The sequence below is a fragment of the Pseudomonas sp. GW821-FHT02A08 genome, assembly GCF_059422045.1.
The window spans coordinates 109,279-123,150 of sequence record NZ_JBWKWD010000016.1 but is presented as its reverse complement, the minus strand read 5'-3'; the positions used below and the strand labels follow the sequence as shown (position 1 = coordinate 123,150).

General features: G+C 60.0%; 13 protein-coding genes. All 13 read left to right on the top strand.

Annotation, left to right across the window (positions count from 1 at the left end; translation table 11 throughout):
• The first annotated feature begins 103 nt into the window (after positions 1-103).
• The 13 genes from AC07W4_RS13870 (at position 104) to nuoF (ending at position 13,797) form a co-directional block, all read left to right on the top strand.
• Entirely contained in the window at positions 104-550 is a 447-nt protein-coding gene (locus tag AC07W4_RS13870) for an NUDIX hydrolase (RefSeq protein ID WP_495032812.1), read from the top strand.
• 59 nt (positions 551-609) lie between these two features.
• A complete protein-coding gene (gene mnmA, locus AC07W4_RS13865) occupies positions 610-1,743 on the top strand; it encodes a tRNA 2-thiouridine(34) synthase MnmA (protein ID WP_008053456.1) in 1,134 nt (377 codons plus the stop codon).
• Positions 1,740-2,363 carry a high frequency lysogenization protein HflD gene (hflD, locus tag AC07W4_RS13860; RefSeq protein WP_008053455.1) on the top strand — a complete coding sequence of 208 codons (624 nt, stop codon included), beginning with the start codon at positions 1,740-1,742 and terminating at the stop codon, positions 2,361-2,363. Before mnmA ends, hflD begins: the two co-directional genes overlap by 4 nt.
• Positions 2,364-2,487: 124 nt before the next feature.
• The gene (gene purB / locus AC07W4_RS13855) at positions 2,488-3,858 is read left to right on the top strand and encodes an adenylosuccinate lyase (protein WP_008053453.1); all 1,371 of its coding nucleotides are present in this window, start codon (positions 2,488-2,490) and stop codon (positions 3,856-3,858) included.
• An 86-nt stretch (positions 3,859-3,944) separates the two neighbouring features.
• Positions 3,945-5,114 carry a ribosomal protein uL16 3-hydroxylase gene (locus AC07W4_RS13850; RefSeq protein WP_008053451.1) on the top strand — a complete coding sequence of 390 codons (1,170 nt, stop codon included), beginning with the start codon at positions 3,945-3,947 and terminating at the stop codon, positions 5,112-5,114.
• Complete coding sequence (locus AC07W4_RS13845) at positions 5,107-5,532, top strand: GNAT family N-acetyltransferase (RefSeq protein WP_032829897.1); 426 nt, start codon at positions 5,107-5,109, stop codon at positions 5,530-5,532. The genes AC07W4_RS13850 and AC07W4_RS13845 overlap by 8 nt, the downstream gene beginning before the upstream one ends.
• Before the next feature lie 253 nt (positions 5,533-5,785).
• Positions 5,786-6,547, top strand: coding sequence for a secretin N-terminal domain-containing protein (locus AC07W4_RS13840; protein WP_495032811.1), 762 nt, complete (start codon positions 5,786-5,788; stop codon positions 6,545-6,547).
• A 473-nt stretch (positions 6,548-7,020) separates the two neighbouring features.
• Positions 7,021-8,346, top strand: coding sequence for an isocitrate lyase (gene aceA, locus AC07W4_RS13835; RefSeq protein ID WP_007970439.1), 1,326 nt, complete (start codon positions 7,021-7,023; stop codon positions 8,344-8,346).
• A gap of 643 nt (positions 8,347-8,989) precedes the next feature.
• Positions 8,990-9,403, top strand: a complete 414-nt coding sequence (locus AC07W4_RS13830) for an NADH-quinone oxidoreductase subunit A (RefSeq protein ID WP_003223812.1) — start codon at positions 8,990-8,992, stop codon at positions 9,401-9,403.
• Positions 9,404-9,413: 10 nt separating this feature from the next.
• Positions 9,414-10,088: a NuoB/complex I 20 kDa subunit family protein gene (locus tag AC07W4_RS13825; protein ID WP_007970441.1), complete on the top strand. Its 675-nt coding sequence runs from the start codon at positions 9,414-9,416 to the stop codon at positions 10,086-10,088.
• A 72-nt stretch (positions 10,089-10,160) separates the two neighbouring features.
• Positions 10,161-11,945, top strand: a complete 1,785-nt coding sequence (gene nuoC / locus AC07W4_RS13820) for an NADH-quinone oxidoreductase subunit C/D (RefSeq protein WP_007981273.1) — start codon at positions 10,161-10,163, stop codon at positions 11,943-11,945.
• A gap of 2 nt (positions 11,946-11,947) precedes the next feature.
• Positions 11,948-12,445 (top strand): NADH-quinone oxidoreductase subunit NuoE, encoded by a 498-nt coding sequence (gene nuoE / locus AC07W4_RS13815; RefSeq protein WP_008053447.1) that lies wholly within the window; start codon positions 11,948-11,950, stop codon positions 12,443-12,445.
• Positions 12,442-13,797 (top strand): NADH-quinone oxidoreductase subunit NuoF, encoded by a 1,356-nt coding sequence (gene nuoF, locus AC07W4_RS13810; RefSeq protein ID WP_057714158.1) that lies wholly within the window; start codon positions 12,442-12,444, stop codon positions 13,795-13,797. The genes nuoE and nuoF overlap by 4 nt, the downstream gene beginning before the upstream one ends.
• Positions 13,798-13,872: the final 75 nt, after the last annotated feature.

Below are 13,872 nucleotides of genomic sequence, written 5' to 3'. Positions count from 1 at the left end.
GTCAGGCAGATCGTGCGCTCAAGGTTTACGACGGCTTCGCCGCCGAACGCAGCCTCGCGGTGCTCGGCAGCTGCTACACCCCACTCTAAATCGAGGTACTTTCATGGACTGGAAACCCCATATCACCGTCGCCACCATCGTCGAAGACAACGGTCGCTTCCTGATGGTCGAAGAATCGAAACACGGACGAACGGTGCTCAACCAGCCCGCCGGTCATCTGGACCCGAACGAAACCCTGACCGAAGCCGCCGTGCGCGAAACCCTCGAGGAAACCGGCTGGGACGTCGAACCCACCGGCGTACTGGGCATTTACCTGTATACCGCCCCGAGCAACGGCGTGACCTACCAGCGGGTCTGCTTCATCGCAAAACCACTGAAACACCACGCGGACTATCAACTGGACGACGGCATCGTCGGCGCCAAGTGGTTGACCCGCGAGGAATTAATCGAGCAGCGCGACAACTGGCGCAGCGAGCTGATCATCCGTTGCATCGACGACTATCTGACAGGCCAACACTTCGACCTCGAATTGATCCGTCCTTCTCTTTAGCCATGCAGGCTCCAGCCTGATAGAATCGCGTCCTTTTTCAAGACACTCATTGAATCCCTATGCGTGATCCAGCCCCTTCTGACACACAAAAGAAGCGCGTCATTGTCGGCATGTCCGGCGGCGTGGACTCTTCCGTTTCCGCCCTCCTGCTGATCGAGCAGGGTTATGAGGTGGAAGGCCTGTTCATGAAGAACTGGGAAGAAGACGATGGAACGGAATACTGCACCGCCATGGATGACCTGGCGGACGCCCAGGCCGTGTGCGACAAGATTGGCATCAAGCTGCACACCGCCAACTTCGCCGCCGAGTACTGGGACAACGTGTTCGAGCATTTCCTGGCCGAATACAAGGCCGGACGCACGCCGAACCCGGACATCCTGTGCAACCGCGAGATCAAGTTCAAGGCGTTCCTCGACTACGCCATGATGCTGGGCGCCGATCTGATCGCCACCGGCCACTACGTGCGTCGCCGCGACATCGATGGCCGCACCGAACTTCTCAAGGGTCTGGACCCGAACAAGGACCAGAGCTACTTCCTGCACGCCGTTGGTGGCGAACAGATCGCCAAGACCCTGTTCCCGGTCGGCGAACTGGAGAAACCGCAAGTGCGCGCCATTGCCGAGAAATACGAGCTGGCGACCGCGAAGAAAAAGGACTCCACCGGGATCTGCTTTATCGGCGAGCGCCGCTTCAGCGACTTCCTCAAGCAGTACCTGCCGGCGCAACCGGGCGAGATCAAGACCACCGAAGGTGAAATCATCGGCCGCCACCACGGCCTGATGTACCACACCATCGGCCAGCGCCAGGGCCTGGGCATTGGCGGTCTGAAAGATGCCGGTGACGAGCCGTGGTACGTGCTGATCAAGGACCTGGAACACAACGAGCTGATCGTTGGCCAGGGCAATGATCACCCGTGGCTGTTCTCCCGCGCCCTGCTCGCTTCCGATATCTACTGGGTCAACCCGATCGACCTGAGCCAGCCGCGCAAGCTGACCGCCAAGGTTCGTTATCGCCAGAGCGACCAGCCGTGCACCCTGGAAAAAACCGCCACCGGTTATCGCGCGACCTTCGATGATCCGCAACGCGCGGTCACTCCAGGCCAGTCCGTGGTGTTCTACGACGGTGAAATCTGCCTCGGCGGCGGCGTGATTGAAGTCGCCGAGCCGTGGACGAGCAAGGGCCAGGCCCTATGAACCCGATCCAGGAGCAACTGACGGCACTGGGCGGCGTGTTTCTCGCCGCGGTGCTGGTGGACAGGATCGCCAAGACCGGCCAGACCAACGAAGCCGGCCTGACCTGCATGCTCGGCAGCCTGCTGATCCGCGACCCCAAGGACACCCTGGAAGTCTATGGCGGCGACGACATCAACCTGCGTGAAGGCTACCGTGCGCTGATCGGCGCCCTCGAACGCGACCCGAGCGCCCTGCAGCGCGAGCCGCTGCGCTATGCCCTGGCGATGCTCGGCCTTGAGCGTCAGCTGGCCAAGCGCAACGACATGCTCGACGTGATCGGCAAACGCCTGCCGCAGATTCAGTCCCAGGTCGAACACTTCGGCCCGGCCCACGAAAACGTGGTCGCCGCCTGCGGCGCGCTGTATCAGGACACCCTGAGCACTCTGCGCCAACGCATCCAGGTGCACGGCGACATGCGCAACCTGCAACAACCGAGCAACGCCTCGAAAATCCGCGCCCTGCTGCTGGCCGGCATTCGTTCGGCGCGCCTTTGGCGGCAATTGGGCGGTCATCGCTGGCAGCTGGTGATCAGCCGCCGCAAATTGCTCAAAGAGCTTTACCCCTTGATGCGTAACGAATAACCCGCATCGACAGAACAGAACTCAGCAATACGCGTAATACGCCGGTCAGTTGGCGACGGACCGGCGGATTTTTTCATGTATGATACGCGCCCCATTTCGTTGCCCGACTGTCCGAGAACACCCCATGCAGCTTTCTTCGCTCACTGCGGTTTCCCCTGTTGACGGCCGCTACGCCGGCAAAACCCAGGCCCTGCGCCCAATTTTCAGCGAGTACGGCCTGATCCGTGCCCGCGTTCTGGTTGAAGTGCGCTGGCTCCAGCGCCTGGCCGCTCACCCTGCCATCAGTGAAGTGCCGGCGTTCTCCGCCGAAGCCAACGCTGTGCTCAACACCCTGGCGGAAAACTTCTCTCTGGAGCACGCCGAGCGCGTCAAAGAGATCGAACGCACCACCAACCACGACGTCAAAGCCATCGAATACCTGCTCAAAGAGCAAGCGGCCAAACTGCCGGAACTGGCCAAGGTCAGCGAGTTCATCCACTTTGCCTGCACCAGCGAGGACATCAACAACCTGTCCCACGCCCTGATGCTGCGCGAAGGCCGTGATGATGTGATGCTGCCGCTGATGCGCCAGACCGCCAACGCCATCCGCGAACTGGCCATCCGTTTCGCCGACGTGCCGATGCTGTCGCGCACCCACGGTCAGCCGGCCTCGCCGACCACCCTGGGCAAAGAACTGGCGAACGTGGTTTACCGTCTGGAGCGCCAGATCGCTCAAGTCGCTGCCGTTCCGCTGCTGGGCAAGATCAACGGCGCCGTGGGCAACTACAACGCCCACCTGTCGGCCTACCCTGAGATCGACTGGGAAGCCAACGCCCGCGCCTTCATCGAAGACGAGCTGGGCCTGGGCTTCAACCCGTACACCACGCAGATCGAGCCCCACGACTACATTGCCGAACTGTTCGACGCGATTGCCCGCTTCAACACCATCCTGATCGACTTCGACCGCGACATCTGGGGCTACATCTCCCTGGGTTATTTCAAGCAGCGCACCATCGCTGGTGAAATCGGTTCGTCGACCATGCCGCACAAGGTCAACCCGATCGACTTCGAAAACTCCGAAGGCAACCTGGGTATCGCCAACGCACTGTTTCAGCACCTGGCGAGCAAACTGCCGATCTCCCGCTGGCAGCGCGACCTGACCGACTCCACCGTACTGCGCAACCTCGGTGTCGGCTTCGCCCACAGCGTGATCGCGTACGAAGCCAGCCTCAAGGGCATCAGCAAGCTTGAACTCAACGAGCAGAAGATTGCCGCTGACCTGGACGCCTGCTGGGAAGTATTGGCCGAACCGATCCAGACCGTGATGCGTCGCTACAACATCGAAAACCCGTACGAAAAGCTGAAAGAACTGACCCGCGGCAAGGGCATCAGCCCGCAAGCGCTGCAGACTTTCATCGACGGCCTGGACATGCCAGCCGCCGCCAAGGCCGAGCTGAAATTGCTCACCCCGGCGAACTACATCGGTAACGCTGTAGAACAAGCCAAGCGCATCTGATCGACCGCTAGACCCTTTTAAGACGCCCGGCCGCGCCGGGCGTTTTTATTCCCGTCTGAAAAGTGCATTTTTTCAATAGGTTACACATGAATCCTGATATTCCTCTTCAACTTCTGGGCGGCATCACGGCACGGGAATTCCTGCGCGACTACTGGCAGAAAAAGCCGCTGTTGATCCGTCAGGCGATTCCTGATTTCGAAAGCCCGATCGACGCCGACGAACTGGCCGGCCTGGCGCTGGAAGAAGAAGTCGAATCGCGCCTGATCATCGAGAATGGCGAGCGCCCGTGGGAACTGCGTCGCGGCCCGTTCGCCGAAGATGAATTCAGCAAGCTGCCTGAAACCGACTGGACCCTGCTGGTTCAAGCCGTGGATCAGTTCGTCCCGGAAGTCAGCGAACTGCTGGAAAATTTCCGTTTTCTGCCGAGCTGGCGCATCGACGACGTGATGATCAGCTACGCCGCGCCAGGTGGCAGCGTTGGTCCGCACTTCGACAACTACGACGTGTTCCTGCTGCAAGGCCACGGCAAGCGCAACTGGAAGATCGGCCAGATGTGCAACACCGAGAGCCCGATGCTGGCTCACGCCGACCTGCGCATTCTCTCCGAATTCGAAGCCACCGATGAATGGGTGCTGGAACCGGGCGACATGCTCTACCTGCCACCGCGCCTGGCCCATTGCGGCGTTGCCGTCGATGAATGCATGACCTACTCGGTGGGCTTTCGCGCACCGAGCGCCGCTGAAGTGCTGACCCACTTCACCGACTTCCTCAGCCAGTTCCTGTCGGACGAAGAACGCTACACCGACGCCGACGCCTTACCGACTGCCGATCCTCACCAGATCCAGCGCGACGCACTCGACCGCCTCAAAGGCCTGCTGGCCGAGCACATGAGCGACGAGCGCCTGCTGCTGACCTGGTTCGGCCAGTTCATGACCGAGCCACGCTACCCGGAACTGGTGGTGGGCCCGGAGGACGTTGAAGAAGAAGACTTCATGTCCGCCCTGGAGCAAGGCGCGATCCTGATTCGCAACCCGAGCGCACGCCTGGCGTGGTCTGAAGTCGATGACGACCTGCTGCTGTTCGCCAGCGGCCAGAGCCGTTACCTGCCTGGCAAACTGCGCGAACTGCTGAAGATGATCTGCGCCGCCGACGCGCTGCACGCCGACAACCTTGGCGACTGGCTGAGCGACGAAGACGGTCGCGGCCTGCTGTGCGAACTGGTCAAGCAAGGAAGCCTGGGGTTTGCCGATGAATAAGATTCACGTACGTGTCGCAGACTGGCAGAAGGACAACGCCGAGATCCGGCGCATTCGTGAGACGGTGTTCGTCGCCGAGCAATCCGTTCCGCCAGAACTGGAATGGGACGCCGATGACATTGATGCAGTGCATTTCCTCGCTTACGAAGGCGACTTTCCGATAGGCACCGCCCGCCTGCTGCCCGATGGACACGTCGGCCGGGTGTCGGTACTCAAGGACTGGCGCGGCCTGAAAGTCGGCGATGCACTGATGCAAGCGGTCATCGGTGAAGCCGAAGAGCGCGGACTCAAGCAGCAGATGCTCAGCGCTCAAGTCCAGGCCACAGCGTTCTATGAGCGCCTGGGCTTTCACATGGTCAGTGAGGAATTCCTGGAAGCCGGGATTCCGCACGTGGACATGGTTCGGCATTCGGCCTGAGACCGGGCAGCCCCCATCGCGGGCAAGCCCGTTCCCACAAGGATCGCGCAAAACCTGTGGGAGCGGGCTTGCCCGCGAAGGGGCCCTGAAGAACACCACAAAACGCCTCGCTATCTTCGGATACCGGGGCGTTTTGCTGTCCAGGATTCAACTTGCGCCACTACAGGCCGACAAACTGGCAATATCAACACATGCACCTGTAGGAGCGAGCTTGCTCGCTCCTACACAAATCACGAAGGCGGAGATAACGGATATGTCCCTACGCACCCTGCTCAGCACCCTGCTGGTGGCCTGCAGTTTTTCGGTCATGGCGGCCACCGAAATCGTGCCCCTGAGCTACCGCACCAGCGCCGACCTCCTACCGGTGGCGCAGGATTTCATCGGCAAGGACGGACAGGTCAGCGCCTACGGCAATCAACTCATTGTCAACGCCGATCAGCGCAAGATCGACGAACTTAAAGCCCTGCTTTCGCAACTAGACACCGCACCCAAGCGCCTGCTGATCACCGTCGACACCAGCGACAACAACTTCCAGGGCGACCAGGGTTATTCGGTGAACGGCGCCAAGCCAGGCCAGACCCGCATCATCAACTACAGCACCGATAGCCGCGACGGCGGTATCCAGCAAGTGCAGGCCAGCGAAGGCGCACCGGCGCTGATCCAGGTCGGCCAGAGCGTGCCGCTGACCAGCGCGCAGACCGATTCCTACGGCGATCTGCGCAGCCAGACTGAATACCGCAACGTCACCCAGGGCTTTTACGTCACGGCAAACGTCACCGGCGACATCGTTCACCTGTCGATCAGTACCAACCGTGACCGCATGAGCCAGGAACGTCCCGATGTAGTGAACGTACAAAGCACCGACACAACCGTCACCGGCCACCTCGGTGAGTGGATCCTGCTGGCCGGGGTCAACGGCCAGACCCAGGCCGACAAACAGGGCCAGACCCGCAGCTACTCGACCCAGAGCCGCAATGACATGACTTTGCGGGTGAAAGTCGACACCCTGGACTAAAGCACCAAAAACTGACTGACGAGTCGTATTAGACCAAAGATGTAGTGCCTTGAAAAAAGCACTACAAAACGTTTGACGAGCCAAAAAAGCGAAGGCATGATGGCCTCGCTCCCGCTAATCAGAGGCCCTGGCAAGGGCCTTCGAGGCGATGTTCGCACCTACCCCGCGAACCGCTTCGTGTCTGTACCGCCCACAAGGTGTGTTTGACGAGGTTGTCGACTGGAACGAAGTTGTCCCGAGGGACGGAAGCGTAATAGGTAACCCGGCACCACACTGATGTTCGCACCAAGGCCCACGACGCCCGAATGCGCCCGCAGTTCGCCTTTACCTGCTCACTTCCCCTCGAGCCGATCGTTCATCCCGTCGCCCTCCCCGCCGAATCCGACTTGACCGCTCAAGCTTCTGGTCAGCGAGCGCAGGAATTTTCCACCGCAGAACAACTTTTCATAAAGACGCGACGAGGTTTATCTCCCATGGCACTGACACGCGAACAGCAAATTGCAGCCCTCGAAAAAGACTGGGCTGAAAACCCGCGCTGGAAAGGCGTGACACGCACTTACTCCGCTGCTGACGTCGTCCGCCTGCGTGGCTCGGTTCAACCTGAGCACACCTTTGCAAAAATGGGCGCCGAGAAGCTGTGGAACCTGGTGACCCAGGGTGCCAAGCCAGCCTTCCGTCCCGAGAAAGATTTCGTCAACTGCATGGGCGCCCTGACCGGCGGCCAGGCTGTACAACAAGTCAAGGCCGGCATCCAGGCGATCTACCTGTCGGGCTGGCAGGTTGCTGCGGACAACAACTCCGCCGAATCGATGTACCCGGACCAGTCGCTGTACCCGGTGGACTCGGTTCCAACCGTGGTCAAGCGCATCAACAACTCGTTCCGTCGTGCCGACCAGATCCAGTGGAAAGCCGGCAAGAACCCGGGCGACGCTGGCTACATCGACTACTTCGCGCCAATCGTGGCTGACGCCGAAGCCGGTTTCGGCGGCGTACTGAACGCTTACGAACTGATGAAGAGCATGATCGAAGCAGGCGCCGCCGGCGTTCACTTCGAAGACCAGCTGGCTTCCGTGAAAAAATGCGGCCACATGGGCGGCAAGGTACTGGTTCCTACCCAGGAAGCCGTACAGAAGCTGACTGCCGCTCGCCTGGCTGCCGACGTTGCCGGTACTCCGACCATCATCCTGGCCCGTACCGACGCTAACGCCGCTGACCTGCTGACGTCCGACTGCGACCCGTACGACCAGCCATTCGTGACTGGCGAACGTACCCAGGAAGGTTTCTACAAAGTGCGCGCCGGCCTGGACCAGGCAATCGCTCGCGGCCTGGCCTACGCTCCGTACGCCGACCTGATCTGGTGCGAAACCGCCAAGCCAGACCTGGACGAGGCTCGTCGCTTCGCTGAAGCGATCAAGAAGGAATACCCGGACCAACTGCTGTCGTACAACTGCTCGCCTTCCTTCAACTGGAAGAAAAACCTGGACGACGCGACCATCGCCAAGTTCCAGCGCGAACTGTCCGCCATGGGCTACAAGCACCAGTTCATCACCCTGGCCGGCATTCACAACATGTGGCACAGCATGTTCAACCTGGCGCACGACTACGCCCGCAACGACATGACTGCCTACGTGAAGCTGCAAGAGCAGGAATTTGCCGACGCCGCCAAGGGTTACACCTTCGTGGCTCACCAGCAGGAAGTGGGCACCGGCTACTTCGACGACATGACCACCGTGATCCAGGGTGGCTCGTCTTCGGTAACCGCGCTGACCGGTTCGACCGAAGAAGAACAGTTCCACTGATCTGCTTCGCCTGAGACATCAGCCGCCGCGGGCCGAATAGAAAGCTAACCGCAGCGCTGCACATCTGACGCCCCGACTGGTTCGGGGCGTTTTTTTTGCCTGCAATTCAACAAACACTGCAATAACCCTGTGGGAGCGGGCTTGCTCGCGAAAGCGTCGGATCAGTCGACATCAATACTCAATGATGAACCGCATTCGCGAGCAAGCCCGCTCCCACAGGGGGACAGAGGTGCTTGTAGCAAATCATTGATCCAGAGCGCTATCACTGTCAGAAAAATCCGCTAAAACGCTCACCGTCGCTACTTGCATTAACGCCCATATAAGACAACTTCCCGAACATCTGAAGGACAAGCAGTTTAAAAACCAAGCCAAATAATATTGATTATCATTTAGCTGCAACTATGTTCGTTACATTCCCTACAAAACATAATTGACGAAATGCCGGCTAATGCCCGTAACGCATGGGCTGCGGGGCCTTTATGGCTCGCTATGTCCTTATTCCTATAAATAATTTCGCTATAGGAATTTTACTTGCCGGGTGTTTAGCCATAAAATCAGCTGGATTGATTGCTGCGACATATCGTCACTGCTTTTGTTTCTTTTCAAGCTCAGAGACCTTTGCTCTCTGTTAAGGATTACCAGCATGCCCGAAGCGACAGGACTCATGGCCCATAACTGGGGCTTTGCCATTTTCCTTCTAGGCGTCGTCGGCCTCTGTGCCTTCATGCTGGGCGTCTCCAGCCTCCTTGGGTCAAAAGCCTGGGGCCGCAGCAAAAACGAACCGTTCGAGTCCGGCATGCTACCTACAGGTGGCGCCCGCTTGCGGCTCTCAGCCAAATTCTATCTGGTCGCGATGCTCTTCGTGATCTTCGATATCGAAGCCCTCTTTCTCTTTGCATGGTCTGTGTCCGTCCGCGAAAGCGGCTGGACCGGATTCGTCGAAGCTCTCGTTTTCATAGCAATTCTGTTGGCAGGCCTTGTCTACCTATTCCGAGTGGGCGCCCTTGACTGGGCTCCGGAAGCTCGGCGCAAGCGGCAAGCGAAGCTGAAACAATGAGGCTTTGGCAATGCAATACAATCTCACCAGGATCGACCCCGATGCTCCTAACGAGCAATATCCGATTGGCCAGCGGGAAACCGTTTCCGATCCGTTAGAAGATCAAGTCCACAAAAACATTTTCATGGGCAAGCTCGAAGACGTGCTTAACGGCACGATCAACTGGGGGCGCAAGAACTCCCTGTGGCCGTATAACTTCGGTCTTTCGTGCTGCTACGTGGAAATGACCACCGCCTTCACGGCGCCCCACGACATCGCGCGCTTTGGCGCCGAGGTTATCCGGGCATCGCCGCGCCAGGCGGATTTCATGGTTATCGCCGGTACCTGCTTCATCAAGATGGCGCCGATCATCCAGCGTCTCTACGAGCAAATGCTCGAGCCTAAATGGGTCATCTCCATGGGTTCGTGCGCCAACTCCGGTGGCATGTACGACATCTACTCCGTCGTTCAAGGGGTGGACAAGTTCCTGCCCGTTGACGTCTACGTGCCTGGCTGCCCGCCCCGCCCTGAAGCTTTCCTGCAAGGCTTGATGCTGTTGCAGGAGTCGATTGGCCAGGAGCGTCGCCCACTTTCCTGGGTCGTTGGTGATCAAGGCGTGTACCGCGCCGAGATGCCATCCGAAAAGGAAAAGCGCCGCGAACAGCGTATTCAGGTAACCAACCTGCGCAGCCCCGACGAAGTCTGATCCAGATCTGCTGTTTCAAAGAAACGAGAAGCTGGCTTCATTCTTTACGTTGACCGAAAGCGATAAATAACCATGACTACAGGCAGTGCTCTGTACATCCCGCCTTACAAGGCAGACGACCAGGATGTGGTCGTCGAACTGAACAACCGTTTTGGCCCGGAGGCGTTCACCGCCCAGCCTACCCGCACCGGCATGCCGGTGCTTTGGGTTGCCCGCGCCAAACTCGTCGAAGTCCTGACTTTCCTGCGTAACCTGCCCAAGCCGTACGTCATGCTCTATGACCTGCACGGCGTGGACGAGCGTCTGCGCACCAAGCGTCAAGGGCTGCCGAACGGCGTCGACTTCTCCGTGTTCTATCACTTGATGTCGATCGAACGTAATAGTGACGTAATGATCAAGGTCGCCTTGTCCGAAAGCGACCTCAGCCTGCCGACCGTCACCAGCATCTGGCCGAACGCCAACTGGTACGAGCGTGAAGTCTGGGACATGTTCGGCATCGACTTCAAAGGCCACCCTCACCTGTCGCGCATCATGATGCCGCCGACCTGGGAAGGTCACCCGCTGCGCAAGGACTTCCCGGCGCGCGCCACCGAGTTCGACCCGTTCACCCTGAACCTGGCCAAGCAACAGCTCGAGGAAGAGTCTGCGCGCTTCAAGCCGGAAGACTGGGGCATGAAGCGTTCCGGCCCGAACGAGGACTACATGTTCCTCAACCTCGGCCCGAACCACCCGTCCGCCCACGGTGCGTTCCGTATCATCCTGCAGCTGGACGGCGAAGAGATCGTCGACTGCGTACCGGACGTCGGTTACCACCACCGTGGTGCCGAGAAGATGGCCGAGCGTCAGTCCTGGCACAGCTTCATCCCGTACACCGACCGTATCGACTACCTCGGCGGCGTGATGAACAACCTGCCGTACGTGCTCTCGGTCGAGAAGCTGGCCGGCATCAAGGTGCCGGAGAAGGTCGACGTCATCCGCATCATGATGGCCGAGTTCTTCCGGATCACCAGCCACCTGCTGTTCCTGGGTACCTACATCCAGGACGTCGGCGCCATGACCCCGGTGTTCTTCACCTTCACCGACCGCCAGCGCGCGTACACGGTGATCGAAGCCATTACCGGTTTCCGCCTGCACCCGGCCTGGTACCGCATCGGTGGCGTCGCCCACGACCTGCCGCGCGGTTGGGAAAAACTGGTCAAGGATTTCGTCGAGTGGATGCCAAAGCGTCTGGACGAATACCAGAAAGCCGCACTGGACAACAGCATCCTGCGTGGCCGGACCATCGGCGTCGCCGACTACAACACCAAAGAGGCCCTGGAATGGGGCGTCACCGGTGCCGGCCTGCGTTCGACCGGTTGCGACTTCGACCTGCGTAAAGCGCGCCCGTACTCGGGCTACGAGAACTTCGAATTCGAAGTGCCGCTGGCCGCCAACGGCGATGCCTACGACCGCTGCATCGTGCGTGTCGAGGAGATGCGCCAGAGCATCAGGATCATCGACCAGTGCCTGCGCAACATGCCGGAAGGCCCGTACAAGGCGGATCACCCGCTGACCACGCCGCCGCCGAAAGAGCGCACGCTGCAGCACATCGAAACCTTGATCACGCACTTCCTGCAGGTTTCGTGGGGCCCGGTCATGCCGGCCAACGAATCCTTCCAGATGATCGAAGCGACCAAGGGCATCAACAGTTATTACCTGACGAGCGATGGCGGCACCATGAGCTACCGCACCCGGATTCGTACCCCAAGCTTCCCGCACCTGCAGCAGATCCCTTCGGTGATCAAAGGCAGCATGGTCGCGGACTTGATTGCGTACCTGGGTAGTATCGATTTCGTTATGGCCGACGTGGACCGCTAAGCATGAACAGCACGCTTATCCAGACAGACCGTTTCACCTTGAGTGAAACCGAGCGCTCGGCCATCGAGCACGAGCTGCATCACTACGAAGACCCGCGCGCGGCGTCGATCGAAGCCCTGAAGATCGTCCAGAAGGAACGTGGCTGGGTGCCGGACGGCGCCTTGTACGCCATCGGCGAGATCCTCGGCATCCCGGCCAGCGATGTTGAAGGTGTGGCGACGTTCTATAGCCAGATCTTCCGTCAGCCGGTCGGCCGTCACATCATTCGCGTCTGCGACAGCATGGTCTGCTACATCGGCGGCCACGAGTCCGTGGTCAGCGAAATCCAGAGCAAACTGGGCATCGGCCTGGGCCAGACCACCACCGACGGTCGTTTCACCCTGCTGCCGGTCTGCTGCCTCGGCAACTGCGACAAGGCGCCGGCGTTGATGATCGACGACGACACTTTCGGTGATGTGCAGCCTGCCGGCGTTGCCAAATTGCTCGAGGGCTACGTATGACCCTGACTTCCTTCGGTCCAGCCAACCGCATCAAGCGTTCGGCCGAGACTCACCCGCTCACCTGGCGTCTGCGTGACGACGGCGAAGCCGTCTGGCTCGACGAATACCAGGCCAAGAACGGTTACGCCGCTGCGCGCAAGGCCTTCGCCGACATGGCCCAGGACGACATCGTCCAGACCGTGAAAGACTCCGGCCTCAAGGGTCGCGGCGGTGCAGGCTTCCCCACTGGCGTGAAGTGGGGCCTGATGCCCAAGGACGAATCCATCAACATCCGCTACCTGCTGTGCAATGCGGATGAAATGGAGCCCAACACCTGGAAAGACCGCATGCTGATGGAGCAACTGCCCCATCTGCTGATCGAAGGCATGCTGATCAGTGCCCGCGCACTGAAAACCTACCGCGGCTACATCTTCCTGCGTGGCGAGTACACCACCGCCGCCAAGCACTTGAACCGTGCCGTGGAAGAAGCCAAGGCAGCGGGCCTTTTGGGCAAGAACATCCTGGGCAGCGGTTTCGATTTCGAGCTGTTCGTCCATACCGGTGCCGGGCGTTATATCTGCGGTGAAGAAACCGCACTGATCAACTCCCTCGAAGGCCGCCGTGCCAACCCGCGCTCCAAGCCGCCCTTCCCTGCCGCCGTAGGCGTGTGGGGCAAGCCGACTTGCGTGAACAACGTCGAGACCCTGTGCAACGTGCCGGCGATCATTGCCGACGGCGTGGACTGGTACAAATCGTTGGCTCGCGAAGGCAGCGAAGACATGGGCACCAAGCTCATGGGCTTCTCCGGCAAGGTCAAGAACCCGGGCCTGTGGGAGTTGCCGTTCGGCGTCACCGGTCGCGAGCTGTTCGAAGACTACGCCGGTGGCATGCGCGACGGTTACAAGCTCAAGGCCTGGCAGCCTGGCGGCGCCGGTACCGGCTTCCTGTTGCCGGAACACCTGGACGCACAAATGTATGCCGGCGGCATCGCCAAAGTGGGCACCCGTATGGGTACCGGCCTGGCCATGGCGGTGGACGACAGCGTCAACATGGTGTCCCTGCTGCGCAACATGGAGCAGTTCTTCGCCCGCGAATCCTGCGGCTTCTGCACCCCGTGCCGTGATGGCTTGCCATGGAGCGTCAAGCTCCTGATGGCCATCGAGAACGGTGAAGGCCAGCCAGGCGACATCGAGACCCTGCTGGGTCTGGTCGGTTTCCTCGGCCCAGGCAAGACCTTCTGTGCTCACGCACCGGGCGCCGTGGAGCCATTGGGCAGCGCAATCAAATACTTCCGCCATGAGTTCGAAGCCGGTATCGCGCCTGTCAGCGCCGCCGTCCCGCCTCTGGCAAGGCCGATCGTAGTCGGCGCGTAAACGCTTAAAACAGGCGAAGGGTCCGTGCCCTTCGCTTTTCGTGTGATGACGCCGTAAGCGGCTGTGTTGATTCAC

Excerpts from the sequence above, each read along its gene's own strand:
- AC07W4_RS13870 (WP_495032812.1), top strand. The coding sequence starts at position 104 with ATGGACTGGAAACCCCATATCACCGTCGCCACCATCGTCGAAGACAAC.
- mnmA (WP_008053456.1), top strand. The coding sequence starts at position 610 with ATGCGTGATCCAGCCCCTTCTGACACACAAAAGAAGCGCGTCATTGTC.
- hflD (WP_008053455.1), top strand. The coding sequence starts at position 1,740 with ATGAACCCGATCCAGGAGCAACTGACGGCACTGGGCGGCGTGTTTCTC.
- purB (WP_008053453.1), top strand. The coding sequence starts at position 2,488 with ATGCAGCTTTCTTCGCTCACTGCGGTTTCCCCTGTTGACGGCCGCTAC.
- AC07W4_RS13850 (WP_008053451.1), top strand. The coding sequence starts at position 3,945 with ATGAATCCTGATATTCCTCTTCAACTTCTGGGCGGCATCACGGCACGG.
- AC07W4_RS13845 (WP_032829897.1), top strand. The coding sequence starts at position 5,107 with ATGAATAAGATTCACGTACGTGTCGCAGACTGGCAGAAGGACAACGCC.
- AC07W4_RS13840 (WP_495032811.1), top strand. The coding sequence starts at position 5,786 with ATGTCCCTACGCACCCTGCTCAGCACCCTGCTGGTGGCCTGCAGTTTT.
- aceA (WP_007970439.1), top strand. The coding sequence starts at position 7,021 with ATGGCACTGACACGCGAACAGCAAATTGCAGCCCTCGAAAAAGACTGG.
- AC07W4_RS13830 (WP_003223812.1), top strand. The coding sequence starts at position 8,990 with ATGCCCGAAGCGACAGGACTCATGGCCCATAACTGGGGCTTTGCCATT.
- AC07W4_RS13825 (WP_007970441.1), top strand. The coding sequence starts at position 9,414 with ATGCAATACAATCTCACCAGGATCGACCCCGATGCTCCTAACGAGCAA.
- nuoC (WP_007981273.1), top strand. The coding sequence starts at position 10,161 with ATGACTACAGGCAGTGCTCTGTACATCCCGCCTTACAAGGCAGACGAC.
- nuoE (WP_008053447.1), top strand. The coding sequence starts at position 11,948 with ATGAACAGCACGCTTATCCAGACAGACCGTTTCACCTTGAGTGAAACC.
- nuoF (WP_057714158.1), top strand. The coding sequence starts at position 12,442 with ATGACCCTGACTTCCTTCGGTCCAGCCAACCGCATCAAGCGTTCGGCC.